Genomic DNA, 26,511 nt, shown 5'->3' with positions numbered 1-26,511 from the left:
CCAGCCCGCAGCCTCTTCTTGTCAGTATCCAGTGCAGCGAGATCTGACGATGACAACGATTTCGATAAAGCCATCGATAAAGCCATCGCGGCCGCAGACACACCTCGTTGCGGCGCTCCGGGCTTGTGCCGGAGCCTTCGGGTTGGTCTTCCTCTATAGCTGCGGCTATAACCTCTTTCTTCTGACGCCTTCCATCTATCTCCTGCAGATCTATGACAGGGTCCTGTCGAGCCGAAGTGCCGACACGCTGCTGATGCTGACGATGATCATCGCCATCGCCGTGTTGGTCGGGTCCATGCTGGACATCGTGCGCAGGGCAGCTCTTTCGCGCATCGGTAGCTGGCTGGACCACAGGCTCCGGCCCATGGTGCTGACCGCATCATTCGAATATGCCGCGCTCGCCGATGCGGGAGCCGCCACGGAGTGTTACAGGGACCTGGCCGCACTACGCCAATTCCTCGATTCACCGGCTAGCGCCCTTTTTTTTGACGTTCCCTGGGCGCCAGTATTCCTGCTCCTGCTGTTTCTTGTTCACCCGCTGCTTGGGACCATCGGTCTTCTATGCGCATTTGCACTTCTGCTGTTCGCGTTCCTGACGGAACTGGCGACGCGAGAGCCGCTTGCCCACGCCAACCTTGCCCTTTCGAGGAGCTATTTCCGATTTGCGACCGCCCTCAAAAACATCGAGGTGATCCGGGCAATGGGCATGCAGGATGGCGCAGCGATGATGGTCTATCGCGAGGCGGAAATGGCGAGAAGAACGCAGGACATCGCGATGCATCGCACGGAGATCATTCTTGGATTCTCCAAATCGATCCGCACACTCGCGCAGATCCTCATGATGGGATCTGCTACATGGCTGGTGCTCGTAAACAACGGCAGTCCCGGAATCATCTTCGTTGCGAGCTTGCTGCTCGGGCGCGGGCTTGCACCGATCGAGGGCGCAATAGGTGCATGGCGCTCCTTTACCTTTGCACGCAATGCTTTCAATCGCTTGAACAGAATGCTGATCGCCGTTGCATCGAACCAGGATGCCCGAATGGTGCCGGTACCGGAACGTAACGGCCTCGTTCTCGATGACGTCAGCTACATCCAGCCATTCGCCGATCGGCCGATATTGACAGGCGTCACGTTGCGCCTCGCGCCCGGCGACTGCATAGCGCTCATCGGTCCGTCGGGATCGGGGAAATCGACTCTCGGTCGCGTCATGGCAGGCGTTGTGCAAGCAACGAGCGGCTGTGCTCTTCTCGGCGGGGTCGATATCACGGCTCTGCGCCTTTGCGGGGGGACCCGCCACGTCGGATACCTGCCGCAAGACATCGAACTTTTCGGAGGAGCGATCAAGGATGTGATCGGCCGGCTGGACGGAGGAGATCCCGGCAAAGCAATCGACGCCGCGAAGCTGGTTGGATTGCACGACGCGATCATGCGGCTGCCCCAGGGCTACGAGACCGATATCGGTGAGGGTGGGAACCTGCTCCTTCGAGCTCAGCGTCAACAGCTGGGACTGGCACGCGCGGCTTATGGAAATCCATCTCTGATCGTTCTCGACGATCCGAACTCGAGCCTGGATTATGACGGCGAACGGATGCTGTTCACTGCAATCGAGCGCATGAAATCCAGGGGGATGACCGTCGTTATCATAACGCACCGGATGGGGATCCTGCCAGTCACCAACAAGATTGCCATCATGCGTAACGGGACTGTGGCTGCCATCGGCGACAGTGAGCGGATTTATGAAACCTATCTTCAACCACCGTCTCGAACAGGAACGTAGGGAGGGACGCCGCCATGACCCTTGTTCAACTGGACGCAACGCCGGCGAGAGTTTCAAATTCGCCAAGGACGGACCAGCGGTTCGCTCAACGATCGACAGCGACAGCCAGGCAACAGACGGTCTATTCGCCGGTGATCGAACAGAAACAGCGCGGACCGGCCCCGTCTTCGCCCATGCCGGGGCTGAGAGGCGTTGTTTGGACGGGTAACCTGTTGATCCTGGTTTTCATCGTCGGATTGGGAATCTGGTCGGTTCTGGCGCCGCTGAAAAGCGCTGCGATCGCATCGGGCGTTATCGAACCGGAGTCCAGCCGCAAGACCATTCAGCATCTGGAAGGCGGAATTGTGCGACGGATCCTCGTCAGAAACGGCGATGCGGTCATGGCCGGGCAAATCGTGATAGAACTCGACGACACGAAGTCTCGCTCGGAGCGCGACAGCATCCAAGGGCAACTTTGGGACGCCGAAGGAAGCCGCGCCCGCCTGCTTGCGGAGCAGACCGGCGACGACCATGTCGCCTATCCTGAGGATCTCAGGGCAGCAATCGACAAATATCCTTCGGTCAGCGCGATTCTGATCGGTCAACAGAAAATCTTCGAAGCCCGTCGCCGGGTCATGCAGGCGGAAATTCAGATCGCCAATGAAAAAATCGCGCAGGTGCGGCAGGAAATCGTCGGACTTGGCGCGCAAAAGGCAGCATTGGCCGACAGAGCTGCAATCTCGAGCCAAGAACTGGATCAGGTTACGGCCCTCAACGCCAAGGGACTGGAAACAAGGAGCAGGCTTCTCAACCTCCAGCGGGAAAAAGCAGACCTTGACGGCCAGCAGGGTCAAGTAGAGGCACAGATCTCTCGCGCCTACCAGGTGATCAGCGAGTCACAGGCCGATCTCGCAAAGCTTGAGAGCGACCGGTTGAGCGAAGTCGCCCAGGGCATGCGCGCTACGGAAAGCCAGATCATGCAATTGCGCGAGCGCTTGCGGGCGATCGACGACCAGCTTTCAAGGACCGATATCCGTGCGCCCGAAGATGGAACAATCATGAACCTGCGCATCCACACAGCCGGTGGGGTAGTCGGCGCGGGCGAACCGCTCGTCGATCTTCTGCCGCGCTCCGATCGCCTTGTCGTGTCTGTCCACGTCAGGCCGGAAGATATCAATGTCGTCCGTGCGGGGCTCGAGGCACAGATTCACCTCCTTCCATACAATCAGCGGCGCGTTCCACTCCTGAAAGGTCGGGTCGAGTATGTATCGGCAGACCGTCTCACCGATACGGCAAGCGGCCAACCCTACTATGCCGCGACAATCCGCGTAACGGACGAGCGGTTGGCGAAAATGAAGGATGTCGAAATGGTCGCCGGCATGCCCGCACAGACTCTGATCGAGACCGGCAAAAGCAGCGTGGCAATCTATGCACTCAGACCTCTTCTCGACAGTTTCAACAGAGCATTTCGTGAGGACTAAAGCGGTGATGGGTAAGAGAAAATTCGACGACGACCAGATTACGGGCATTCTGAAGGAGCACCAAGCCGGGGTGACGGTGGCAGATGTTTGCCACAGGTACGGCATCAGCGAGCCGACCTTCTATCGGTGGCAATCCCTGCAGTTCGGAAATGTCGGTCTTCATGTCAGAAGGGTGAGAGCCCTGGAGGAAGAAAACCAGAAGCTCAAGAAGCTTTTGGCCGAGTCCATGCTCTCGGCGGCAACGCTGAGCGAGATGCTGGCGAAGACATCGAAAGGGCGAAACTAACCTCAGAGAGGTATGTTGGCCGCCTTCTGGCTCAGGCTATCCCATACTATTCACATGATTAGTTTAGGGGATTGTGTGGTGCCCAGGACCGGAATCGAACCAGTGACACGCGGATTTTCAATCCGCTGCTCTACCAACTGAGCTACCTGGGCTAACCAGCTTCCGATGGACCTTTTTCAGAAAAAGAACCGCGGGGCCTTGGTGCGCCCCGGAAGCGAGCGGGGTTATAGCATCTTGCTCGGCCATGGCAAGCGGTCAAATGACTCTTTTTTGACGGTCTTGCCGATTTTGCGGATTCATGAGGAAAAATAAGAGCTTCGCGGGCGCTTTAGCTCGTTGTTTTATGCATGTCGTACTCCCGGAACCGCTGCACACTCCCTGATGACATGCTTCAGTTTTCCTCATCCGGATATTCGGCCTTGGTCTCGTCGTCGGCAACGGGAATCGCATAGGCGCCGGTCAGCCAGCGGGAGAGATCGACCTCGCGGCAGCGGTTGGAGCAGAAGGGGTAATGTTCGCGGTGAGAGGGCTTGCCGCATTCGGGGCAAGGGCGCGCCTTGCGCAGCGGTTCGACCTTGGCGGCGGCTTTTTTGTCTTCAGGCATAATCGGTCCGTCCTAATTCAGGAATTGGCCGCGGGCTTCAACCCTCGGGCCACCGGCTATGCACATCGAAGCCTTCGCCGGTCAGAAGCACAATGGTTTCATAAAGCGGCAGGCCGACGACATTGGTGTAGGAGCCCACCATCTTCTGCACGAAGGTGCCGGCAAGGCCCTGGATGCCGTAGGCGCCTGCCTTACCGCGCCACTGGCCGGAGGCCAGGTAGTTCTCGATCTCGAAACCGGAGAGGCGCTTGAAGCGCACCTTGGTCTCGACGATCTTCTGGCGGATCTTGCGATCCGGCGTCACCAGACAAACGCCGGTGTAGACGAGATGGTTGCGTCCCGACAGCAGATGCAGCGAACTCAACGCCTCGTCGGCAAATTCGGCCTTGCCGAGAATGCGCCGGCCGACGGCGACCACCGTATCGGCGGCGAGGATATAGCTGCCCTTCCAGGTGATATCGCCCTTAATGGCGGCGAGCGCTGCCTCGGCCTTCTCGGCCGAAAGCCTGCGGGCGAGCGAACGCGGATGCTCCGACTTCTTCGGCGCCTCGTCGATATCCATCGGCATCAGGCGTGCAGGCTCGATGCCGGCCTGGTTGAGCAGGTCGACGCGACGGGGCGAGCCCGAGGCCAGAATGAGCTTGTATTTCAGCGCCATGGAACCTCGACCATCGGCAGGCGGGGGAACACCCCTTGCAAGACCTTTGTCAAATTTACTTGAAACGGTAGGTGATGCGGCCCTTGGTCAGATCGTAGGGCGTCATTTCCACAAGCACCTTGTCGCCGGCGAGAACGCGGATGCGGTTCTTGCGCATGCGGCCGGCGGTGTGGGCGATGATCTCGTGTTCGTTTTCGAGCTTCACGCGGAACGTCGCATTCGGCAGAAGTTCGGTGACGATACCGGGGAATTCGAGGACTTCTTCTTTCGGCATATAAGTGTTTTCTTCCTGTGGGTTGAATAGGCAGCGCAGCGCGCGCCTTTAAAATTTGCGCGGAAACTACACAATCAACGCAGGTTTGTGAACCTTGTTGAACGGCCTTTCCTTTATTTGTTTTCATGCCGTTTGCGCGGCAATGCCATTTCGTTTGAGTAGCCGGCTTTCGATGAGGCCAGCCAGGTGATCGCGGACCTCGCGATAACTCTCCAGAATCTGCTCGCGTGTTCCGCTGACAACCGTCGGATCCATGGTCGGCCAGTAGATGACGTCGATTGCATTCGATCGCGTCAGCTCGAGTGCGGCATGATGGGCCGGCGGCGACAGCGTGATGATCAGATCGAAATAATCGTCTTCGAGCTCTTCCAGCGTCTGCGGCAGGCGGCGCCCGAGGGAAAGCCCGATCTCATCGAGCACGACATCGACGAAAGGATCGCGCTCGCCGGCGCGTACGCCGGCCGACCTGATATAGGTATTACCAGGCAGAATACTACGGGCGATCGCTTCGGCCATTGGCGAGCGGATAGAATTCATCCCGCACATGAAGAGGATGGCGCCCGGCCTCCTTCCCTCCTCGATGTCGGCGGCGCGATCCATTGCCGTCATCCGCGCCAGTAGAGCACACAGACAAGGGTGAACAGGCGCCGGGCGGTGTCGAAATCGACCTCTATCTTGCCGGTCAGCCTATCCTTCAGCGTCTGCGAACCTTCATTGTGGATGCCGCGCCGGCCCATGTCGATCGCCTCGATGCGGCTCGGCGTCGACGAACGGATCGCCTCGTAATAGCTCTCGCAGATCATGAAGTAATCCTTGACGATCCGCCGGAAGGGCGTGAGCGACAGGATATGGGTGGCGACGTCGCCACCCTCTTCGGTGGTGACGGCGAAAACCAGTTTCGAATCGACCAGCGAGATGTTCAGCCGATAGGGCCCACCGGAATGGCCGAGCGGCGCAAAGCTGTTCTCCTCGATCAGGTCGAAGATGGCAACGGCGCGTTCATGCTCGACATCGGGCGTCGAACGGCCGATCGTATCGTCAAGGACGACGTCGCAAAGCCGGAAATCGCCCTTCGCCATGCCCTCACCTTTCGAGGTTCAGGCGGATCGCGACCGATCGCGCATGGGCATCGAGGCCTTCGGAGACGGCAAGGGCGATCGCCGCCGGGCCGAGGGTGCGCAGCTGCTGCGGACCGAGGCGCAGGATCGAGGTGCGCTTGACGAAATCGAGCACCGAAAGACCGGATGAGAAGCGCGCCGAGCGCGCCGTCGGCAGCACATGGTTAGAACCGCCGACATAATCGCCGATCACCTCGGGCGTATGGGCGCCGATGAAGATCGCGCCGGCATTGCGGATGCCGTCGAGCAGCCGGTCCGGATCGGCGACGGCGAGTTCGAGATGCTCGGCCGCGATGCGGTTCGCCAAGGGAATAGCCAGTTTCAGATCGGCAACGAGGATGACCGCGCCGAAATCGCGCCAGCTTGCCGCCGCCGTCTCGGCGCGGTTCAGCGTCATTAGCTGGCGTTCGACCGCCTGCTCCACCGCCTTGCCGAAGTCGGCATTGTCGGTGATCAGGATCGCCTGGGCGCTGACATCGTGCTCGGCCTGCGCCAGGAGGTCGGCGGCGATCCAATCCGGATTATTGTCCTTGTCGGCAATCACCAGCACCTCGGAGGGGCCGGCAATCATATCGATCCCGACGGTGCCGAAGACATGGCGCTTGGCGGCAGCGACATAGGCATTGCCGGGGCCGGTGATCTTGGCGACCGGGGCAATGGTCTCAGTGCCATAGGCCAGAGCCGCGATCGCCTGGGCGCCGCCGACACGATAAACCTCGGTCACACCGACAAGCTTGGCGGCGGCAAGCACCGCCGGATTGACCGTGCCGCCGGTGGCCGGAACGGCGATCACGATGCGATCGACGCCGGCGACCTTGGCCGGCACGGCATTCATCAGCACCGAGCTCGGATAACTCGCGGTGCCGCCCGGAACATAGAGCCCGACCGCTTCGATCGCCGTCCAGCGCGAGCCGAGACCGACGCCGAGGTCGTCCTCGTAGATATCGTCCTTCGGCAGCTGCCGGCGATGATGGCTCTCGATGCGCAGTGCCGCGAGCTTCAGCGCACCCAGCACTTCCGACGGCACCGCCTCAACGGCGGCGTCGAACTCTTCCGGCGTGACACGCATCGGTACGGTGGCGAAATCGATGCCGTCGAACTTCAGCGAATATTCGGCAAGCGCCACATCGCCGCGGGCCCTGACATCATCGATGATGGCGCGAACGACGGTGTTCACATCCTCGGAAACTTCACGCTTCGTCGTCAGAAAGGCGGCAAAATGCTGCTCGAAACCTTCCGATGCCTGATCCAGCCAGATTGCCAAGGCCGATTTTCCTTCTCAACTCGAAACTGCGATGTTCAAACGTCAAGCGTCAGCGGCGTCAGCGATGGCGAGGCTTGGAGGAGGCCTCCCAGGCACCGCCGATATCGGCGAGCTGCACCTCGATGCATTCGACATCGAGCGCAATCGAGGCGGTGCCGGACAGCGACAGCTCGATCGTACCTTCCGGTCCGTCGCCCTTCTTATCGAATCGCAGCGCCAGCAATGACAGCACCTCGTCCCGTTTGCCACGATCGATGCCGAGCGACCGCACGGCCAGCACGCGCTTGAAGACCAGGGCGGCCCGGCGGCGCTCGAAACCCTTGCGCTTGCGTTCGGCGCCTTCCCAAACGAAACGATTGACGGCCAGGGCGAACTGCGCGTCGCGCGGCGACCAGTCGATGTCGCCGACCTTGAAGACGCTGTCCTGCATATGCGCGGAGATGATCGCGAGGTCCTCGTCATCGAGCGCAACAAGCTTCAGATCGGTCATTCAGTCTTACCCCAGCAGGCACCGCCGGAATGGCAATGCGTAGACAAGGGAAATAAGATGCTGCGGCCAATTACGCAACCGGGATGAGCGCAGCTTACTCGCTGATGCGCTCGACGACGGCGCCGCAGCGGGTCAGCTTCTCCTCGAGCCGCTCGAAACCGCGGTCGAGGTGATAAACGCGGGAGACCGTGGTTTCGCCCTCGGCCGCAAGGCCGGCGATGACCAGCGAAACGGAGGCGCGCAGATCGGTCGCCATGACGGGCGCACCGCGCAGGCGTTGGACACCCTCGATCTTCGCCGTCTGCCCAGACAGCGTGATCCTGGCGCCGAGGCGGGCAAGCTCCTGCACATGCATGAAGCGGTTTTCGAAGATGGTCTCGGTGACGTGCGAGATGCCGGACGAGCGGGTCATCAGCGCCATGAACTGCGCCTGCAGATCGGTCGGGAAACCCGGGAACGGATCGGTGACGATATCGACCGGCCTGATGCCGGCGCCGTTGCGCTTGATGCGCATGCCGTTGTTGGTTTCAGAGATGTCCGCGCCGGCGCGGCGCAGCGTTTCCAGCGCGGTTTCGAGCAGCGCCATATCGGTATTCTCGAGCACGACATCACCGCCGGCCATGGCGACGGCCATGGCATAGGTGCCGGTCTCGATACGATCCGGCAGCACCCGGTGGCGGGCGCCGGAGAGCGAGGTGACGCCTTCGATGGTGATCGTCGCAGTCCCCGCGCCCGAGATCTTGGCGCCCATGGCGTTCAGGCAGTTGGCGAGATCGACGACCTCAGGCTCGCGGGCGGCATTGCCGATCACCGTGGTGCCGCGGGCAAGCGTTGCCGCCATCATCATCACATGGGTGGCGCCGACGGAGACCTTCGGGAAGGTGTAGCGCGCGCCGATCAAGCCGCCATTCGGCGCCTTGGCGTTGATATAACCGGCTTCGATCTCCATGGTGGCGCCGAGCGCCGTCAGGCCGTCGATGAAAAGATCGACGGGGCGCGTGCCGATGGCACAGCCGCCCGGCAGCGATACGCGGCAATGGCCTTCGCGCGCCAGCAGCGGGCCGATGACCCAGAAGGAGGCGCGCATCTTCGAGACCAGCTCATAGGAGGCTGTGGTATCGACGATGGTGCGGCAGGTGAAATGGATGGTGCGCGAGTAGGAATCTTCCTGGCGCTCGCGGCGGCCGTTGACGGCGACATCGACGCCGTGATTGCCGAGGATGCGCATCAGCAATTCGACATCGGCCAGATGCGGCACGTTTTCGAGCGTCAGCGTATCGCTGGTCAGAAGCGAGGCGATCATCAGCGGCAGTGCGGCATTCTTGGCGCCGGAAATCGGAATGATGCCATTCAGCTCATTACCGCCGACGATTCTGATACGATCCATGTGCGCTTACGGGCCGCGCCCGCCTTTCCTGAAAGTACTGCCTTGGAATAGGAGTGGGGTGTTTAAGGGATTTTTCGCGACGCTTCAATTCGCCGCGGACGGAACATTACGATTCGTCCATTTTTGCGGCAGGCAGTCCACTTGTTTCGTCAGCTTGCCCGGAACGGCGGGCGCGCACCTGCTGTTTGCGTTTTGAAAGATTTTCCCGGAGTTTTTCGGCGGCGCGCTCGCGGCGCAGTTTCGCCTGTGCCTCGATCGCCTCTTTGCGGCTCTGCTGGCCGGTTTCGGTCTTTTCATTCATGTGACAGGATTAGCCGAATTCGCACCGATCCAAAAGGCCCTTGCATCCCAATCCACGCAAAGTTGGAATTTGCTGCTTGCACTGGCCGCCAAGCTGTGGCAATAGCCGCCCCGTTCCCGCGATTGAGCCACACGGCTCGCACGGGTCCTGGTCCTGCTGCCGTAGCTCAGTGGTAGAGCACACCCTTGGTAAGGGTGAGGTCGGTGGTTCAATCCCACTCGGCAGCACCAGTCAACCAGTTGAAAACCTCCACTTTCTCAATTGAACGCGCCCTTCCGCTCGGAAGGAACGAACAGAGCAAAGAAGGATTTCCCGAGCAAATCCGGGCGTCGCTCCGCGAATGTTTGACGCAAATTAGTTGTCAGCTATTGGTTGACGCTGCTCAAATGGTTGGCTGAGCAGCTTAATGGGCGAGAAATATCATCCGTCGATTTCAGCGATCGCTTCGATTTGACATCCTCCGAAGCAATCGAGGCCATAATTCTCGCGAGACGCTATCGGATCGGCCGAAAGGCATTTGGATGCCCGAGGAGTCCGCCGACGGGCGAAGACATCATATCATGGCTGCAGCATTGGGATCGCGTGCTTGAGGCTGCTGGCGTCGCTATCCCTCGTGATCTGATTTTGAAGCCCACTCGGCCAAGGGTCGAGCGGCCACCGAGATCGCGCGACCGCAATACTCACCGATTTGTTTTGCGCCGGTGGGAGATATCTAGTTTTCGTTCCACCTAACGTCGGATCGGAATTTTCGAATAGTAAGTTGGGACATCATATCCTTGGTCAGCAAGAAACTGCTTTAATGCAAGATCGGAGACGGTCGCATATGGCGACGGACCGACGGTTACACTCAAGACCGGCAGCGGCAGTGGCCCGCCCTTGCCAACCCACTCGTAGTAGGGCACGACGCCCAGAGAACTGGCTCGATACTTTCGCGACACGGTTCCCTCAATGTCAGGGCGATAGCAAACTGCGCGATACTCCTCCTCTGCCTCAAAAGCCGCGTTTTTGAACCGCGTTATGAGTTTTGCAATCTCCATCGCCGCGCCAATTGCCAAACGCTTCGCTTCCTCATCATCGAACTCTTCACGTTCGCCCTTTACGGCGATGGCTCTGTCGTAGATGTCTTTAACCAAGCTGATCGTCAGTTCCTTTTGAAAGTGTCCGTCGTAGACAACCTTCGTCAGAAAGTGCGGGAAGTTTCGAGACTGCCAGTTTTCGAGTTCAGCCGCGTTGAACTCTATGCAGTATGGAACGACATCCTTCCCATAATCGCGCCACTGGTTGAGAAGGTTGTTGCGCGCACTCATGCAAAAGATGATGGGCTGATAGTGTCGCATCGCGTCGGCGATTTGATCGATCAGGTAAGAGCCTGCATTCTTTTCCGCCTCCGTTTTGTCTTCGACGAATTCACGGATAGCGTATGCGGCAACTTCAACGCCATACACGACCTCTGATCCGTCATTCATGAACGTGGAGTCGGAAAACCAAAGCTTATGTTCGCCCAAAATGCCAATGAGCCCTTGAGCGCTCGTGTAGTGAAATAGAGATGTCGGGATGACGACATTCTCGTAGATTTTCTTAATCTGGATCTCGGCCAATCCATTAAACACGTTGACGAACGGCGGCAGCTCCGCCGGCTGCTGCTCTAATCCTTCGGCCTCGATCTCACTTTGTCCAGCGTCCGTCATCTTCTTAGCTGCCCCTACCTCTCCCGACTACATTTACTCGATCATCGCATAGCTGAAGTGCTAATTGCCTGCGCAACGGGCGCGGGCATCTTCAAAGAAATTGGTCGGGTTGTCCCGTCGGAACCATAGTTTCGGCGGGTGATGTCCGACTTCAAAGGGTGCGGGTTGCACCCACATCCTCTTAGTGGATATTCCGCTTTTCGCGAGCGATCTGCTCGCTGCCAGCGTGGCGTTTGCCCTTCAGGACCTCGTTTACACGCCCCTGGTTGACGCCAAAGCGGGCAGCAATCTCGTGCTGATATTCGCCGGTCCAACTGTGAAGCCAGACCTGTACGGCGTCATCGAGAGTGAGGCGGTGGTTCGTACGATTCATTTTCGAGTTTCCTTTTTGGTTAGGAAACCTCGATCAGCTTGACAGGCCATCCTCCCCAAGTATCCTTGGGGTCGTTAAGGGGTGATCCGTTTTGCCGATCGAGGCATTCGGTTTATTCGACACGAGGCCGGGGCTGTAACCCCGGCCTTTTTCGTGCCCTGCTCTTCCGATAGGCGAACAGTAGGGAAATTAAAGTTTCATTCGCACGATTCCGTCAAGGGGTTGAAAATTAACTCCTGTGGAACAGGCGCAAGCGATAAGCACTTGCGCCAACTATGTTTTTCCTCATCCACAGATAAAAGCTGTTTAAAATCAACGTGTTTCACCTGAAACACTAACGTCATGAAATACTTGTGAAAACTCGCGATGAGACTGCCCCTTCCGCCTAATTCACAGTTTGCACTTGTAGAAATATGCATTTGCTGGAGTGAGATTGCGATTCGTCACCGCCGTTTTCGTCAAAGCCTCAATCGACGCGGGAAGGGGAAGCAATTCGCCGAAAGCGTTTTCTCGCATTTGGGGTCTTGGTATTTCCGATCTCTCTTTGCAGCAAATTGCCGAGATGGCTGGGGGTCTGTTTGTCGCGCAGGCTAGATTGTACGTATTACCATCGTTGGCGAGACCCAGCCCCTAATCCGCCTGCCTGCACTTCTCTCCGTAAACGGGGCGAAGGGGATATGTCGCGACCTCTCCGTTCCCCGTCAACGTTTCGCGTGGCACGTCCCGTCTTCCCGTTTTTTTGCGGGAAGAGGGTAAGGGGCCTGCGCCATACAACTCATTTGCGACTGCGAAAAATTTCGTTTGGCGCGCGCACCCGCGATCCCTCCTGCGCAGGCTGACATTTGAGCCTCAGCAGCAAGAAACGATTCACCATTGTTGGCCGTGAAAATCACGCTAGAATAGCGATCATGGCCGGCGTCTCCGCGGAGGAATACGGAGACGCTGCATCCTTTGTTTCTGTCGACAATCGTGGAGGAGCATTGATGGCAACTGAAAGATGGAACAGCCCGGTCAAGGTCGGTTTCGAAGATGCCGATGCGCGAACGGTCAACGGGCCGTTCGACGCGCTGAAATGCCTGGCGGATTTCTGGCCGAACTTGCGCGGTCTCCGTTACATCAAGGCGCGCAGCACCTGCCGGGCAGCACTCGACGGGCGCAAGAGCGTGGAAGAGGCGAGAGCTGAATTCCTGGCGGCGGCCGAAGAGGCGAAGCTGAAGCTGCATTAACTCGCGCGTTCGACAGGAAGCGCACAGGCGCTTGATCACATTGAACTGGTATTTCGGTCAGCATTGCCGACCCTATTGGCTTTTCCGTAAATAAAGCGTGCCGGAACGGCATAAGGCTTTAATTTACTTAACCCTGCAGCGAACTTGTGCCGGGTTTTGGTGCAATGGGCGTTGCGCCTGGTACCGGTGTCTTCATAGAAGACGCGCAGCCATCATGATGATGGTCAGAGGCTCGTCACCTCTGCGGAAACGCAGGCGAGCCTCGTTTGAGCAGGACGCTATTTCAGCAGTCCGCGGCGCCCTCATTCCCGACCTCGATATAACCGACGCCGATGATCGTGCCATCGCCGGCGCGGATGAAGGAGGGGAGATAATGCGGCTCTGCCGGCGTGCAGGCGACAGCGCCGGTATATTCGTTGAGTGCGATCTGGTCCTTCGGCAGAGCGGAATAATTGGTGCCGGTTTCCAGCGAGGCATAGGCGGAACCGGCAAAGACACCGGTTGACATCAAGGTGATTGCCGAGAGGCGAGGAAGGGACTGCATGAGGGTCTCCAGCGTTTCGATCCGGCATTTCAACACGCGGGAGAGCACTTGGTTCCCGTCATGTGTGGTCAGGGCACGTGAGCACAGGAGTCGCGCAGCTTCTCATTTGCAGGCGTTTCAGCGTCGGAGCAGCCGGCTGCGGACGTAGCCCCGGCCGACAATGCTCTCGGCGATCTCGACTGCCCGCTCGACATCGCCCCGCCGGTGCACGAAACCTTCCAGAACGACATAGGAGCCGGATATGCCGACGATGATTTCACCGGCTTCGATATCGCCGGCCGCATGAAGGGCGCTCTCTACCGAGGCGCGGGTCGCCGCATCGCTGTGGCCCTGCCGGCCGGGCTCCTCATGGGCCGTGAATGCTGGAAAGCCAGGCACCGTTACCGCTCCTGATGTTGGTAGATGTGGGGTAACGCTGCAGCGAGGCATTTCGTTGCGGTCGTGGGGCTATCAAGAGCGTTTCCTGCGGGTCGTGGCGTCGGTGCCCTTGGCGAAAGGTGATGCGGTTTCCATATTTGCTTGTAGTCGAAAGAGAGATGACGACGATGAAAGTGCTGCTGCCCGCCTTATTCCCTGGGGCATTGTTTGCCGGGGTATTGCTTGCCGGCTGCTCGTCGGCCGATACGCCGGCGCTCGACCCCATTCCCGGCAGCATCACCTATGGCGGGCAGCCGCGAACGAAGCTCACCAAGTCGCCGGTCGGCAGCGCCGTCTATAACCAGTTCTACAATGGGACCGGCCAGCGCGTGGAGGAAACCTATATTCTTCAGCCGGACCGCAGCCTGAAGCTGGTGCGGCGCGTGATCGGACCGGATTTCCCCGATTGACGTTGCGTTGGAGCGGCAGGCTTGACAGCGGCTGAAATCGCGAACATTCAAGGAACATCTAATTTTCCGCAGTGATTCTGCGAGAGCCCGACCGGACGGCTGGATGTATCTCGAAAAGCTCAATCCCCAGCAGCGCATGGCCGTCGAGCACGGCACGCTCATCGACGGCAGTCATATTGCCGGGCCGCTGCTGGTCATTGCCGGCGCCGGCTCCGGCAAGACGAATACGCTGGCGCATCGGGTCGCCCATCTCATCGTCAAGGGCGCCGATCCGCGCCGCATCCTGCTGATGACTTTCTCCCGCCGGGCCGCCGCCGAGATGATGCGGCGTGTCGAGCGCATCTGCCGCGACGTGCTGGGCTCGAATGCCGGGGTCATGGCCGATGCGCTGTCCTGGTCCGGCACCTTCCACGGCATCGGCGCGCGGCTGTTGCGCGATTATGCCCAACAGATCGGCCTCGATGCCGACTTCACCATCCATGACCGCGAAGACAGCGCCGATCTGATGAACCTGATCCGGCACGATCTCGGTTTCTCAAAAACCGAAAGCCGGTTTCCGACCAAGGGCACCTGCCTTGCCATCTATTCCCGGGCGGTGAATTCGGAAACCGCGCTCGATCAGGTGCTGCGCGACGCCTTTCCCTGGTGCGCGGCCTGGGAGAAACAGCTCCGTGAGCTTTTCGCCTGTTATGTCGAGGCGAAGCAGAGCCAGAACGTGCTCGACTACGACGATCTGCTGCTCTACTGGGCGCAAATGGTCGGCGAGAGCGTGATCGCCGAGGATATCGGCAGCCGCTTCGACCATGTGCTCGTCGACGAATATCAGGACACCAACCGGCTGCAGGCGTCGATCCTGCTGGCGCTGAAGCCCGGCGGCCAGGGGCTGACCGTCGTCGGCGACGATGCCCAGTCGATCTATTCCTTCCGCGCCGCGACGGTGCGCAACATCCTCGATTTTCCCGCCGCCTTCAGCCCGGCCGCCAATATCGTCACCCTCGACCGCAATTACCGCTCGACGCAGCCGATTCTGGCGGCGGCCAACGCCGTCATCGATCTCGCCTCGGAGCGCTTCACCAAGAACCTGTGGACCGAGCGGCAATCATCCGAGCGGCCGCGTCTGGTTTCGGTGCGCGACGAGGCCGACCAGGCGCGTTATGTCGCCGACATGGTGCTCGACAACCGCGAGGAAGGCCTGACGCTGAAACAGCAGGCCGTGCTGTTCCGCGCCTCGCATCACAGCGGGCCGCTGGAGGTCGAGTTGACCCGGCGCAACATTCCCTTCGTCAAGTTCGGCGGGCTGAAGTTTCTCGACAGCGCCCATGTCAAGGACATGCTGGCCGCCCTTCGTTTCGCGCAGAACCCGCGCGACCGGGTGGCGGGCTTTCGGCTGATGCAGATCCTGCCGGGCGTCGGGCCGTCGACGGCGCAGAAGGCGCTCGACCTGATGGCCGAGGATGCGAGCCCGATATCGGCGCTTGCCGCCATGCCGGCGCCGCCGCGCTCCGGCGAGGACTGGACGTCCTTCGTGTCGACGCTGCAGGAGCTGAAATCCGGCAAGGCCGGGTGGCCGGCGGAAATCGGCCTGGCGCGGCAATGGTACGCGCCGCATCTGGAACGGCTGCACGAGGACGCAGCGACCCGGCAGGCCGATCTGCTGCAACTCGAGCAGATCGCCGGCGGTTATGCCTCGCGCGAGCGTTTTCTCACCGAGCTCACTCTCGATCCGCCGGATGCGACCAGCGACCAGGCAGGCGTGCCGCTGCTCGACGAGGACTATCTCATCCTGTCGACCATCCATTCCGCCAAAGGCCAGGAATGGACGAAAGTCTTCATGCTGAATGTCGTCGACGGCTGCATTCCGAGCGATCTCGCCGTCGGCGCCACTGCGGAAATCGAGGAGGAGCGCCGGCTGCTCTATGTGGCAATGACCCGCGCCCGGGATGGTCTCGACCTCGTCGTGCCGCAACGCTTCTTTACCTATGGGCAGAATTCGCAGGGCGACCGGCACGTCTACGCCTCCCGCAGCCGCTTCATTCCGGCAACTCTGCTGCAGTTCTTCGAGGCCTGCAGCTGGCCGCAGGCAAAGTCCGGAGCTGCCGCGCAAGCGCAGGCGCGGCAGGTTCGCATCGATGTCGGCGCCCGCATGCGCGGCATGTGGCGATAACCAGATAATCCATCAAAGCGAAAGCGGCGGCTCGGCCGGTTTCAGGAAGCGCTCGACCGTTGCAGCCCCGACAGCCTCGATACTTGCCGGCGACCATTTCGGATTGCGGTCCTTGTCGATGACGGCGGCGCGGATGCCTTCGAAGAAATCGGGATTATCCAGCATCTGCAGGCAGGCGCCGAGTTCACGGCCGAGGCATTCGGCAAGTGAAGCGCTGCGGCGGCCGGCTCTCAGCAGCGCCAAGGCGAGTTTCAGGCTGGTCGGCGAGCGGGTCATCAGCACCCGGCGGGTCTCGGCGGCGAAGTCGCCCTCCTCCCCGGCAAGTGCTGCCAGGATCTCCTCGACGCTGTCGAAACAGAAGACGCGATCAATCACCGATGCGTTCTGCCTGAGCCGGCTTTCACCTGCAGGCTCCGAAAGCGCCTGCAGCACCGCATCGACATCGCTGGGGGAGCCGGCGCGCGGCAGGACAGACAGCGCATCGATCACCGCGCCGAGCCGCGACGACGCAATCTGAAGGTCGGCAAGGCTGGCGTGGATTGCGTCGGCAGCACCGATATCGAGCCCGGTCAGGCCGAGCCATGTTCCGGCTTCGCCGGGGGCGCGCGGCAGCAGCCAGGTGGCGCCGACATCCGGGACATAGCCAATGCCGGTTTCGGGCATGGCAAGCCGCGTGCGCTCTGTGACGATGCGGTGGCGGCCGTGCGACGATAGGCCGACGCCGCCGCCCATGGTGATGCCGTCCATCAGCGCCACATAGGGTTTGGGGTAGGCGGCGATCTGATGGTTGAGGCGGAATTCCTCGCGCCAGAAGGCGCCCGCGAGACCATCGCCGGCGCGGGCGCTTTCATGCAGGGCGCGGATATCACCGCCGGCGCAGAGGCCGCGTTCACCCTCCCCGCTCATGACGACGCTCGCCACGTCGGCATCCCCGGCAAAACCATCAAGAGCGTCAGTGATCGTCCGGATCATCGGCAGCGTCAGGCTATTTAGCGCCCGCGGCCGGTTGAGCCGGATGATGCCGGCAGTGCCCTGCTGTTCAATGATGACTTCGCCGTCTTGCATGGTTCACCTCCGCTGTCGAAGTCTTTCCTGGTCAGATTGAAGCATTCTGCCCGGGAAAGGCTCGAGACCATGAATAGACGACGATGCAACGTCGCTCCAGTCGATTTAAGATCGGCCGGGGATCGACCGGTCAGGCAGAGAGCGAATTGCGGGCGGAGGCTGCGGCTTCGCACCGGGCGGCATAGTCGATTGCAAGTTCCAGCGGCAGCGGCCGCGAGAAATGATAGCCCTGCGCCAGACGAACGCCCGCCGCCTTCAAGCCCTCGGCGATCGCCTCGCTTTCGACGCCTTCGGCGACGGAGGCAATGCCGAGATTCTGGCAGAGATTGGCGACCGAGCGGGTGATGTTCATGCAACGGGCGTCGCGATCGAAATTCATCACGAAGGCCTTGTCGATCTTCAGCTTGTCGAAGCCGAGACGGTGGATATGGCTGAGGCTGGAATAACCGGTGCCGAAATCATCGAGCGCGATCGAGATGCCGGCAGCCCGCAGCATTGAGATGACCTGGTCGGCGGTGTCGAAATCGGAAAGCAGCGCCGTCTCGGTGATCTCGAATTCGATGCGCCTGGGATCGATGCCGGAGCGGGTGACCATGCCAAGCAGCGCCATCGATGTCTCATGGTCGCAGATATCGCGCGCAGAGAGATTGAAGGAGAGCCGGAGATGGCGTGGAATGATCGCCAGCGCTTCGAGCGCCCTGGCAAAAAGGATGCGTGTTATCCGGCCGATGACCGCCGTGCGCTCGGCAGCGGGAATGAAGGCGTCGGGACTGATGCGGCCGAAGCGGGCGCTGTCCCAGCGGGCAAGCGCCTCGTAGCCGACGACGCGGCCGCTCTTCAGTTCGACGATCGGCTGATATTCGAGTTTCAATTCGCTGGCGAAATCATTCGCCTGCAGCTCGAGCTCGATCAGGTGGCGCTGCGTCAGGATCTTCTCGTGCTCCGCCGAGAAGAATTCGACGCCGCTGCTGCGCTTGCTCTTGACCTGGTAGAGGGCAAAATCGGCTTTCTCGTAGAGATCCTCGGCGGTGTATTTGCCGATCTCGGGATAGACGATACCGCAGGAGCCGAAAACGCGAACTGAGCCATCAGGGATTTCGTAGGGATCGCGAACGGCGGCGCAGAGCGCCTGGCCGAGATCGGCGATCGCCTGGCGTGTCATCGAACAGGGGAAGATGATGCCGAACTCGTCGCCGCCGAGACGGGAGACGATACCCTCTTCGCCGACCAGCGCGGTGAAGCGGCGGGCGGTCTCCTTGAGCACGAGATCGCCGGCGGCATGGCCGAAAACATCGTTGACCGGCTTGAAACCGTCGAGATCGAGAATGCCGAGGACGGGCGGCGCGGACGGATCCTTCTGCAGCCGCTTTTCCAGCGAGAGAAAGAAGCTGCGGCGGTTGGCGAGGCCCGTCAGCTGGTCATGCAGGGCGTTGCGGCTGTTGACGAGGTTCAGCTCCTCGGCTTCCGCCCGCTTCTGCTTCAATTCCTCGGTCAATTGCACTAGGCCGACGAAATTCTGGAAATAGCTGTTGATCACCCTGAGGAAGGGCAGGATCAGGAAGAGGCCGCTGACGGCGGTCGCCACGAAAACCGGATTGCCCGAGAACATGAAGGTCGCCACCATGGCCGAGAAGGTGATGACCGTGGTGAGCGCTGCCGCCATCGGCAGATGCATCAGGCAGAAGATGCAGGAAATGCCGGTGACGACGAGGAAGTAGGCGATCTGGCCCTGTTGGGAAGCATCGCCGTATTGGTAAAGCGCGATCGCCCAGCTGCCGAAAGCGATCGTGAGGATACCGGCGCCCGATATGGTGATCTTCATCAGCCTGTAAGCCCGCTCGGCTGTGACGTTTTCCTTGCCCCTGATCTCCCACCAGCAGAGACGGAAGACACAGACGATGCTCAAGGCGACAGGAATATAGAGCGAGAGCCAGAGCGGCGCGGATTTGAGGTGGGTGATCGCCACCGCAAGGGCGTTGATGACCAGCAGGATATAGAGAATGGGGATCTGAGACGACAGGGCCCGGAACTGCGCCGTCAGAAGCGTCGGATTGTCTTTTTGCAGCTGCAGTGAGGCCAGAAAGTTCTTCATCTTCCCTTTTCCAAGCACCACTCAGAACGAAGCGGCTGCCAGTGCCCGGTGGATGCTGTGCAGGTCGTCGACGTTTCTGTTCGACAGGAAGATTTCCCAGTCGAGCGAACTCTGGACGATGGTTTCGAGCGAATCGTGCCGGGGCCTCCAGTCGAGCACCTGCCGGGCGAGCGAAGCATCGGCGACGACGCTGGCCGAATCGCCGGCGCGCCGCGGCGCCATGTGGATCTTGAAGGAATGTCCGTGCAGGCGCGTGATCATGTTCAGCACGTCGAGCACGGAATAGCCGCTGCCATAACCGCAATTGGCAACGAGCGAGCCCTTGCCCCTGCGCAGATGCTGCAGCGCCTTCAGATGCGCATCGACAAGATCGGTGACATGGATGTAGTCGCGCACGCCGGTGCCGTCATGGGTGGGATAATCGATACCATAGACGCTGACGCTGTCGCGCCTGCCGAGCGCCGCCTCGCAGGCAACCTTGATGAGGTGGGTGGCGCCTGAGGTCGACTGGCCGGCCCGGTGATCAGGATCGGCGCCGGCGACGTTGAAATAACGCAGCGCGACGTAGTTGAAATCATAGGCGGCGGCGGCATCGCGCAGCATGAACTCGGTCATCAGCTTCGATTGGCCGTAAGGATTTTCCGGATTGAGGGAGGCCGTCTCCTTCACCGGAAGGTCGGTCTTTTGCTGACCGTAAACGGCCGCCGTCGAGGAGAAGACGAAGTTTCGGATCCCGGCCTCGACCGAGGCCGAAAGCAGCGCCCGGGTCTTGCCTGAGTTGTTGTCATAATAGGAGAGCGGATCGGCAACCGAGACCGGGACAACGGCGGAACCGGCGAAATGGATGATCGCCTCGATATCGTTTTCGATGAAGATCTTCTTCAATATGTCGGCATCAGCGACGTCGCCGAGATAGAAGCGCGCCGCCGGCGCCACGGCCCAGCGAAAGCCCGTGGAGAGGCGGTCGAGCACGACCACATCTTCACCTGCATCGAGCAGCGCCCAAACCATGTGACTGCCGATATATCCGGCGCCGCCCGTCACCAAAACCGCCATGACCCGCATCCCTGCTTTCGTTTGATAAGCAGGGGCATCAGGCCCGGTTTTTCTTTCCAATTTTCTTATCGAATGGCCGTTCGAGGCCCTTTGAACCGGTATGTTTGGACTTGTGGTTAGAGGCCGATTTCGGGCTTTGTTCAAGTTTTATCGATCGGGCGATTCCGGCACGAAATCGCCCGATCGAGCCGCTTCTCAACGCTTGAGGATATAGTCGCAGAGACGCTCGGCCGCGACCGCCACCTGCGCAGGGTCGCGCAGGAAACAGGCGCGCAGGAAGAGTTCGCCGCCAGCGCCGAACGCGGTGCCGGGGGCAAGGCCGACGCCTGTCTTGTCGACGATATCGATGGCGGCGCTGCGGCTGTCGGCGACGCCGTCGATCTTGAGGAAGGCGTAAAGCGCGCCGTCCGGTTTCAGCGTCTCGACGCGGTTGGTGGCGACAAGCGCGTCGCAGAGAATATCGCGGGAGCGGGCCGCCTTGGCGATATTGGCAGCGACGAAATCGTCGCCTTCATTCAGAGCTGCGACGGCGCCCTTCTGCATGAACTGCGCCACGCCCGATGTCGAATACTGGATGAGGTTTTCGAGCACCTGGCCCATCTCGGGCGGGGCGACGATCCAACCGACGCGCCAGCCGGTCATCGACCAGTTCTTCGAGAAGGAATTGACGAAGAGGATCTTGTCGTCCGGCTCCATCACATCGAGGAAAGAAGGCGCCCGACCGCCGGCAAAATAATAGAGAGCGTAGATTTCATCCGCCATGATCCAGAGATCGTGCCGGCGGGCGAGCGCCAGGATGTCGGCAAGATCCTTCTTCGTCGCCGTCCAGCCCGTGGGGTTCGACGGCGTGTTGACGAAGATGCCCCTGGTCTTCGGCGTGATGGCAGCTTCGACGCGGTTCAGATCGACCGCCCATTTGCCGCCTTCGAACTGCAGCTCGACGCCGACGGAGCGCGCGCCCGAGATTTCGAGGGCGGCAGCGATATTCGGCCAGGCGGGGGTGAAGTAAACCAGTTCGTCATCCGGCGAGGTCAGCGTCTGCACGGCGATCTGGATCGCCTGCATGCCGGAACCGGTGACATAGAAATGCTCGACCGGAAGCCGGATTCCGAAATGTCTGAAGTAATAATCCGAAAGCGCCTGGCGAAGCTCCGGAATGCCGCGCTGCCATGTGTAGAAGGTCTCGCCTGAAGCAAGCGCGGCCATCGCCGCTCTGCTGATGAAATCAGGCGTCGGCAGGTCGCCTTCACCCACCCAGAGCGGCAGCAGGCCTTCGCGGCCACGGGCATAGTTGACGACTTCGACGATCCCGCTTTCGGGCGCCGCTATGGCGCGCGGGCTGAGGCTCTTCACGATCGACATGCATATCTCCGGTTTCCGCCTTCATAGTGGATTTGCGTCGGCAAATCCCATGATATCCAGTGATGGAATATCGATTTTCGTGATGAATGGTCGGGCCGCGCCGGCGTGGTGAAGCACGCCAGGAGATCCACGCTCGCCCTTCATCCGCCTGCCGGCCCCTGCTCCCTGTAAACGGAGCGAAGGGGGTGTGCCGCGACCTCTCCGTTCCTCGGTAAGCTCTCGCAGGGCACGTCCCCTCTCCCCGTTTTTTACGGGGGTCCGAAGGACGGGTCGAGACCAGCGGCTCGACCCCCGGTTGGGCTAGGGTGAGGGGCAGCCTTCAGCCACGATCAGGCCGTCGGGCGCTTGGCGAGGAGATCGCGGATTTCGGTCAGCAGCTGGACGTCGGCGGGCGGCGGGGGCAGCTCTTCCGGTGCGGCCTTTTCCTGGCGCTCGACCTGCAGGCGCAGATAATTCACGCCCCTGACCATCAGGAAGATGATCCAGGCGAGAATGAGGAAGTTGATCAGAACGGTGAGGAAGCTGCCATAGGCAAAGACCGCCCCTTGCGCGCGGGCGGCGGCAAGCGTCGGCGCGTTGACGGCCGACGCAAGTGGCAGAAAGTAATTCGAGAAATCGAAGCCGCCGAAAATGGCGCCGACAATCGGCATGATCAGGTCGTCGACCAAGGATTTGACGATGCCGCCGAAGGCGCCGCCGATGATGACGCCGACTGCAAGATCCATGACATTGCCGCGGGCGATAAAGGCCTTGAAGTCGTTGAGCATCGGATCCGTCCCCCTTCGATCCATTTCAGAGAGTATACGATGGATTTTATTAGCTACATCTTCACTGCAATTAATCAATCGGCAATCGCAATTATTTGGCGATACCTCTGGCGGTCTTTGACTTAAGGCCTAGACGGGCAGGAATTTTCAAAGCACCTGAAATGACTTAAGCTGCTCCAAGTTGCGGGAGGTCCCGGCGGGCTTTCCGCCGGCGGAGGGTCAATGCTTCCAGGCTGGGTCATATTCGCGTCTGCCTTCGGCTATCTGCTCCTGCTTTTCGCCGTGGCAAGCTATGGCGACCGCAAGAAGCGCGGCCAGGGCGGGCTCGAAGGCGGATGGCCGGTGGTCTATGCGCTGAGCCTGGCGATCTACTGCACCTCCTGGACCTATTTCGGCAGCGTCGGGCTTGCGGCGCAGCGCGGCCTGGAATTTGCCGGCATCTATATCGGCCCGATCCTGGTCTTCACGCTCGCCATGCCGCTGCTTCGCCGGATCATCGAGCTCGCCAAGGCCGAGAAGCTCACCTCGGTTGCCGATTTCGTCGCCGCGCGCTACGGCAAAAACCCGACGGTCGCAACGATCGTCGCGCTGATCTCGCTGATCGGCACCATTCCTTATATCGCGCTACAGCTCAAGGCGATCTCCAGCACCGTTAGCGCCATGGTCAACCCGTCCGATTACGGCATCGGCAGCGGCAATCTCTACTTCCTGGACCTGCCGCTCATCGCGACGCTGGTGCTTGCCTGCTTCGCCATCATGTTCGGCACGCGGCATACGGATGCGACGGAACACCAGGACGGCCTGATCCTCGCAGTCTCGATGGAATCCGTGGTCAAGCTCGTCGCCTTCCTGACCGCCGGCGTCTGCGTCATCTGGTTTCTCTTCGATGGCCCGACCGATCTCTGGCAGAAGACTGTCGACAACGAGCTGGTCATGTCGGCGCTCAACTACCATACGCCGATCAGCCGCTGGATCACGCTGATCCTCCTCTCGGCCTTCGCGATCATCCTGCTGCCGCGGCAATTCCACGTGACGGTCGTCGAAAACCGAACGCCGAAACAGCTGAAACTCGCCGGCTTCCTGTTTCCCACCTACCTCATCGCCATCAATCTCTTCGTGTTGCCGGTGGCGATCGGCGGACTGCTGACCTTCGGCGGCGCGGGCAACGCCGATTTCTACATGCTGTCGCTGCCGCTTGCCGGTGAGATGCCTGTGGTGTCGCTGATCACCTTCATCGGCGGCTTCTCCGCCGCAACGGCGATGGTCATCGTCGATTCCGTGGCGCTGTCGATCATGGTGTCGAACGATATCATCATGCCGATCTTCCTGAGGCGCAAACTCGCCGGCCGCGCCAGCCAGCGCGACAATTTCGCCAAGACGCTGCTCAACATCCGCCGCAGCGCGATTTTCGCCGTGCTGCTGTTCGGCTACGCCTATTACCGCTCGACCGACAGCACCGCCGGCCTGGCCTCGATCGGCCTTCTTTCCTTTGCCGCGATCGCGCAAATCGCCCCTGCCCTCATCGGCGGGCTGATCTGGCGGCGGGCGAATGCGCGCGGCGCGATCCTCGGGCTTTCCTCCGGCTTCATCATCTGGATCTACCTGCTGTTCCTGCCATCGCTCGGCGGTCCCGATTATTCCTATGTGGCGAGCGCCGTGCTCGGCTTTATCTTTCCCGGGACGACATTGTTCAGCGCAGCCGACGCCGATCCGCTGGTCAATGCAACGGCGATGAGCCTGCTCGTCAACACCGCCTTCTTCGTCGTCGGCTCGCTCACCCGCAATGCCCGGCCGCTAGAACGCATCCAGGCCGGCATCTTCGTCAAGCGGCATTCGCGCTCGCAATTTGCCACGCGCGGCTGGAAGACCCGCATCAGCGTCGGCGATCTCAAAGCGGCGATCTCGCGCTATCTCGGCGAAGAGCGCATGCAGCGCTCATTGACGACTTACGAACAAAGCTCCGGCCGCAAGCTAGGGGACGAACAGCCGGCCGACATGGCGCTCATCCATTTCAGCGAGCAGCTGCTCGGCAGCGCCATCGGCTCGTCCTCGGCCCGGCTGGTGCTGTCGTTGATCCTGCAGAAGATCGAGGATGCCTCTTCCGACACCGCCTGGCTGCTCGACCAGGCAAGCGAGGCGCTGCAATATAACCAGGATATGCTGCAGACCGCCCTTTCGCAGATGGATCAAGGCATTGCGGTGTTCGACAGTTCCAACCGGCTGACGATCTGGAACCGGCGCTTCCGGCAATTGCTGGACCTGCCGGAAAGTGCCGGCCAGGTCGGTTTTCCCCTCGCCGACATTGTCACCACGCTGAGTGAGCGCGGCGACATCGCGCCCGGCGATCTCAATCAGACGGTACGGCATTTCCTGACACTGGACAAACCCTTCGCACTGGTGCTCAGCGGCGGCGAGCGGATCATCGAGGTCCGCTCCAACGCCATGCCCGACAAGGGCATTGTCGCGACCTTCACCGACATCACCCAGCGCGTCAGCGCTGACCAGGCGCTGAAACAGGCGAATGAGACGCTGGAGCAGCGCGTCGCCGAACGCACCGCCGAGTTGACCCGCGTCAACCACGAACTCGCCGAGGCGCGCGCCGCCGCCGACGAGGCGAATATCGGCAAGACCCGTTTTTTCGCCGCTGCCGGCCACGATATTCTGCAGCCGCTGAACGCCGCCAGGCTTTATTCCTCGGCGCTGGTCGAGCGCATGGCGCAATCAGACAACAGCCCGATCGTGCGCAACATCGATTCCGCGCTGGAATCGGTCGAAACCATTCTTGGCGCCGTGCTCGATATATCCAGGCTCGATACCGGCGCCATGCGGCCGCGGCTTGCCGCCGTGGCACTTTCCGACCTGTTGGAGCGGATCGAGACCGATTTCGCGCCGATTGCCCGCGAGAAACAGCTGAAGCTGGTGGTCATGCCGACATCGCTTCGGGTGCGCTCCGACCCCAATCTTCTGCGCCGGCTGGTGCAGAACCTCGTTTCCAATGCCATCAAATACACGAACACGGGCAAGGTGCTGGTCGGAGCGCGGCGGCGCGGCAACCACGTGATCATTCAGGTAATCGATTCCGGAATCGGCATTCCGCCGTCGAAATTCCGCACGGTGTTCAAGGAATTCGCCCGGCTGGACGAAGGCGCCAAAACCGCCTCCGGCCTCGGGCTCGGTCTTTCGATCGTCGACCGCATCGCCCGCGTGCTCAACCATCCGGTCGAACTGCACTCGACGCATGGCAAGGGCACGGAATTCCGCATCTCCATGCCGCTCGACATTTCGCGCCCCGCGGAGGCTACAGCGGCAACCACTGCTGCCGACCGTCCGGGACAGCCGCTCAAGGGGCTGAAGATCCTCTGCATCGATAACGAACCAAAGATTCTCGAAGGTATGCGGCTGCTGCTCAACGGCTGGGGCTGCGAGGTGGAGGCGCTGGATAGTCTCGCCGAGGTGATATCGAGCGACGGCCATGGCGGGCCGCCGGATCTCGTCATCGCCGATTATCATCTCGACGACGGCACCGGGATTGCCGCAATCCTGCATCTTCGCCGGCAGTTCGGCGCCGACATTCCTGCGCTGATGATTACGGCCGACCGCACGCCGGAGGTGCGCAGCGAGGCCGAGAAATACGACATCGCCGTTCAGCACAAACCGGTGCGGCCGGCAGCACTGCGCGCCTATATTACCCAGATTTCCGGCTTGAAGCGCGCGGCCGCGGAGTAAGA

Annotated in this window: 25 protein-coding genes and 2 tRNA genes; 8 read left to right on the top strand and 19 right to left on the bottom strand. The window is 60.7% G+C overall.

The genetic code is table 11. From position 1 onward, the window contains the following. Positions 1–49: 49 nt before the first annotated feature. The 3 genes from J3O30_RS03330 to J3O30_RS03320 are packed head-to-tail and all read left to right on the top strand — an operon-like array spanning position 50 to position 3,523. Positions 50–1,777 (top strand): type I secretion system permease/ATPase, encoded by a 1,728-nt coding sequence (locus J3O30_RS03330; RefSeq protein WP_207584250.1) that lies wholly within the window; start codon positions 50–52, stop codon positions 1,775–1,777. A gap of 14 nt (positions 1,778–1,791) precedes the next feature. Further along, positions 1,792–3,237, top strand: a complete 1,446-nt coding sequence (locus J3O30_RS03325; protein WP_207582872.1) for an HlyD family type I secretion periplasmic adaptor subunit — start codon at positions 1,792–1,794, stop codon at positions 3,235–3,237. A 7-nt stretch (positions 3,238–3,244) separates the two neighbouring features. Further along, entirely contained in the window at positions 3,245–3,523 is a 279-nt protein-coding gene (locus J3O30_RS03320; protein ID WP_207582871.1) for a transposase, read from the top strand. Between the two features lie 76 nt (positions 3,524–3,599). Here J3O30_RS03320 and J3O30_RS03315 read toward each other — a convergent pair. The 10 genes from J3O30_RS03315 to J3O30_RS03270 form a co-directional block, all read right to left on the bottom strand. Next, positions 3,600–3,675, bottom strand: a tRNA-Phe gene (locus J3O30_RS03315). 239 nt (positions 3,676–3,914) lie between these two features. Beyond that, positions 3,915–4,127, bottom strand: a complete 213-nt coding sequence (yacG, locus tag J3O30_RS03310; protein WP_049732883.1) for a DNA gyrase inhibitor YacG — start codon at positions 4,125–4,127, stop codon at positions 3,915–3,917. A gap of 37 nt (positions 4,128–4,164) precedes the next feature. Beyond that, positions 4,165–4,785, bottom strand: a complete 621-nt coding sequence (locus J3O30_RS03305; RefSeq protein WP_007633452.1) for a Maf-like protein — start codon at positions 4,783–4,785, stop codon at positions 4,165–4,167. 55 nt (positions 4,786–4,840) lie between these two features. Further along, positions 4,841–5,059 carry a translation initiation factor IF-1 gene (gene infA / locus J3O30_RS03300; protein ID WP_003545338.1) on the bottom strand — a complete coding sequence of 73 codons (219 nt, stop codon included), beginning with the start codon at positions 5,057–5,059 and terminating at the stop codon, positions 4,841–4,843. A gap of 123 nt (positions 5,060–5,182) precedes the next feature. Beyond that, the gene (locus tag J3O30_RS03295) at positions 5,183–5,668 is read right to left on the bottom strand and encodes a low molecular weight phosphatase family protein (RefSeq protein ID WP_207582870.1); all 486 of its coding nucleotides are present in this window, start codon (positions 5,666–5,668) and stop codon (positions 5,183–5,185) included. After that, on the bottom strand, positions 5,665–6,138 hold the full coding sequence (locus J3O30_RS03290) for a UPF0262 family protein (protein WP_207582869.1): 474 nt from the start codon (positions 6,136–6,138) through the stop codon (positions 5,665–5,667). The genes J3O30_RS03295 and J3O30_RS03290 overlap by 4 nt, the downstream gene beginning before the upstream one ends. Before the next feature lie 4 nt (positions 6,139–6,142). Next, positions 6,143–7,441, bottom strand: a complete 1,299-nt coding sequence (gene hisD, locus J3O30_RS03285) for a histidinol dehydrogenase (RefSeq protein ID WP_207582868.1) — start codon at positions 7,439–7,441, stop codon at positions 6,143–6,145. A gap of 58 nt (positions 7,442–7,499) precedes the next feature. Further along, positions 7,500–7,931 carry a DUF2948 family protein gene (locus J3O30_RS03280; RefSeq protein WP_207582867.1) on the bottom strand — a complete coding sequence of 144 codons (432 nt, stop codon included), beginning with the start codon at positions 7,929–7,931 and terminating at the stop codon, positions 7,500–7,502. A 94-nt stretch (positions 7,932–8,025) separates the two neighbouring features. Beyond that, positions 8,026–9,318: a UDP-N-acetylglucosamine 1-carboxyvinyltransferase gene (murA, locus tag J3O30_RS03275; protein ID WP_207582866.1), complete on the bottom strand. Its 1,293-nt coding sequence runs from the start codon at positions 9,316–9,318 to the stop codon at positions 8,026–8,028. 106 nt (positions 9,319–9,424) lie between these two features. Then, entirely contained in the window at positions 9,425–9,619 is a 195-nt protein-coding gene (locus tag J3O30_RS03270; RefSeq protein ID WP_207582865.1) for a hypothetical protein, read from the bottom strand. Between the two features lie 155 nt (positions 9,620–9,774). On the opposite strand from J3O30_RS03270, the gene J3O30_RS03265 reads away from it, so the two are divergent. Continuing rightward, a tRNA-Thr gene (locus J3O30_RS03265) sits at positions 9,775–9,849 on the top strand. 498 nt (positions 9,850–10,347) lie between these two features. On the opposite strand, the gene J3O30_RS03260 is transcribed toward J3O30_RS03265, so the two are convergent. After that, a complete protein-coding gene (locus tag J3O30_RS03260; protein WP_207582864.1) occupies positions 10,348–11,307 on the bottom strand; it encodes a DUF2971 domain-containing protein in 960 nt (319 codons plus the stop codon). A gap of 181 nt (positions 11,308–11,488) precedes the next feature. Continuing rightward, positions 11,489–11,680, bottom strand: coding sequence for a hypothetical protein (locus J3O30_RS03255; protein ID WP_207582863.1), 192 nt, complete (start codon positions 11,678–11,680; stop codon positions 11,489–11,491). 983 nt (positions 11,681–12,663) lie between these two features. Between J3O30_RS03255 and J3O30_RS03250 the strand changes: the two genes are divergently transcribed. Further along, on the top strand, positions 12,664–12,906 hold the full coding sequence (locus J3O30_RS03250) for a DUF982 domain-containing protein (RefSeq protein WP_164006462.1): 243 nt from the start codon (positions 12,664–12,666) through the stop codon (positions 12,904–12,906). Positions 12,907–13,189: 283 nt separating this feature from the next. Here J3O30_RS03250 and J3O30_RS03245 read toward each other — a convergent pair whose 3' ends face one another. After that, on the bottom strand, positions 13,190–13,450 hold the full coding sequence (locus tag J3O30_RS03245) for a hypothetical protein (protein WP_207582862.1): 261 nt from the start codon (positions 13,448–13,450) through the stop codon (positions 13,190–13,192). Between the two features lie 117 nt (positions 13,451–13,567). Further along, on the bottom strand, positions 13,568–13,828 hold the full coding sequence (locus tag J3O30_RS03240) for a BON domain-containing protein (protein WP_207582861.1): 261 nt from the start codon (positions 13,826–13,828) through the stop codon (positions 13,568–13,570). Between the two features lie 167 nt (positions 13,829–13,995). Here J3O30_RS03240 and J3O30_RS03235 point away from each other — a divergent pair, with 167 nt between their 5' ends. Together J3O30_RS03235 and J3O30_RS03230 are read left to right on the top strand one after the other, a co-directional pair. Continuing rightward, positions 13,996–14,277 carry a hypothetical protein gene (locus tag J3O30_RS03235; RefSeq protein WP_207584249.1) on the top strand — a complete coding sequence of 94 codons (282 nt, stop codon included), beginning with the start codon at positions 13,996–13,998 and terminating at the stop codon, positions 14,275–14,277. 103 nt (positions 14,278–14,380) lie between these two features. Further along, positions 14,381–16,441, top strand: a complete 2,061-nt coding sequence (locus tag J3O30_RS03230; RefSeq protein WP_207582860.1) for an ATP-dependent helicase — start codon at positions 14,381–14,383, stop codon at positions 16,439–16,441. A 12-nt stretch (positions 16,442–16,453) separates the two neighbouring features. Here the strand turns inward: J3O30_RS03230 and J3O30_RS03225 are convergent, their stop codons facing one another. From J3O30_RS03225 to mscL, 5 genes are all read right to left on the bottom strand, one after another. Continuing rightward, positions 16,454–17,506, bottom strand: a complete 1,053-nt coding sequence (locus J3O30_RS03225; RefSeq protein WP_207582859.1) for an enoyl-CoA hydratase/isomerase family protein — start codon at positions 17,504–17,506, stop codon at positions 16,454–16,456. 130 nt (positions 17,507–17,636) lie between these two features. After that, positions 17,637–19,598, bottom strand: coding sequence for an EAL domain-containing protein (locus tag J3O30_RS03220; RefSeq protein ID WP_207582858.1), 1,962 nt, complete (start codon positions 19,596–19,598; stop codon positions 17,637–17,639). A gap of 21 nt (positions 19,599–19,619) precedes the next feature. Then, positions 19,620–20,654 (bottom strand): UDP-glucose 4-epimerase GalE, encoded by a 1,035-nt coding sequence (galE, locus tag J3O30_RS03215; RefSeq protein ID WP_207582857.1) that lies wholly within the window; start codon positions 20,652–20,654, stop codon positions 19,620–19,622. A 195-nt stretch (positions 20,655–20,849) separates the two neighbouring features. Then, positions 20,850–22,016: a pyridoxal phosphate-dependent aminotransferase gene (locus J3O30_RS03210; protein WP_207582856.1), complete on the bottom strand. Its 1,167-nt coding sequence runs from the start codon at positions 22,014–22,016 to the stop codon at positions 20,850–20,852. Between the two features lie 329 nt (positions 22,017–22,345). Beyond that, positions 22,346–22,783, bottom strand: coding sequence for a large conductance mechanosensitive channel protein MscL (mscL, locus tag J3O30_RS03205; RefSeq protein ID WP_207582855.1), 438 nt, complete (start codon positions 22,781–22,783; stop codon positions 22,346–22,348). 222 nt (positions 22,784–23,005) lie between these two features. Here mscL and J3O30_RS03200 point away from each other — a divergent pair, with 222 nt between their 5' ends. Next, a complete protein-coding gene (locus J3O30_RS03200) occupies positions 23,006–26,509 on the top strand; it encodes a hybrid sensor histidine kinase/response regulator (RefSeq protein ID WP_207582854.1) in 3,504 nt (1,167 codons plus the stop codon). Positions 26,510–26,511: the final 2 nt, after the last annotated feature.

This window comes from Rhizobium sp. NZLR1 (genome assembly GCF_017357385.1).
GTDB lineage: Bacteria > Pseudomonadota > Alphaproteobacteria > Rhizobiales > Rhizobiaceae > Rhizobium.
The sequence above is the reverse complement of the archived record's forward strand: the minus strand, read 5'-3'. Positions and strand labels throughout refer to the sequence as shown.